This is a genomic window from Streptomyces katrae (assembly GCF_000966975.1).
In the GTDB taxonomy this organism is placed as follows: Bacteria; Actinomycetota; Actinomycetes; order Streptomycetales; family Streptomycetaceae; genus Streptomyces; species Streptomyces katrae.
The window spans coordinates 1-446 of record NZ_JZWV01000567.1 but is presented as its reverse complement, the minus strand read 5'-3'; the positions used below and the strand labels follow the sequence as shown (position 1 = coordinate 446).

Below are 446 nucleotides of genomic sequence, written 5' to 3'. Positions count from 1 at the left end.
CCACCGGAACCTCGGCGCGCAGCGCGGCGGCCGCCGCGAGCCGGCGCAGGGTGCGCTCCGGTTCGACGGCGACGACCTCGGAGACGGCGCGCGGGTAGTGCGCGAAGTTCAGGCCGTTGCCGGCGCCGATCTCGATGACGCGGCCGGACACCCCGCTCAGGAGCTCCTCACGCAGTGCCCCGATCCCGGCGTGGGTCTCGGCGGCGGTGCTCGCGCGGGCGTAGAACCGGGCGAAGCAGGGGTGATGGACGGGATCGGGGGGCTGGGCGGGCATGGGGCGGCCTCCGGACGCGGGTGGGGGCTGGCGGGCGCGTTCCCTCCGGGGCTGTTCCCCGCCCGGCCGGGCCACGAAACCGGCCCGGCGGGGGCTGCGGGGGCGCCGCTTCGCGGAGCCGACCCCCTCGCCCCGCCCTTCACCCGCTCTCCGGGGCTCCGCCCCGGACCCC

General features: G+C 79.1%; 1 pseudogene. It reads right to left on the bottom strand.

The features are described from left to right. A pseudogene (locus VR44_RS20585) lies at nt 1-274 on the bottom strand (SAM-dependent methyltransferase); the annotation flags it as partial. Nucleotides 275-446 lie beyond the last annotated feature (172 nt).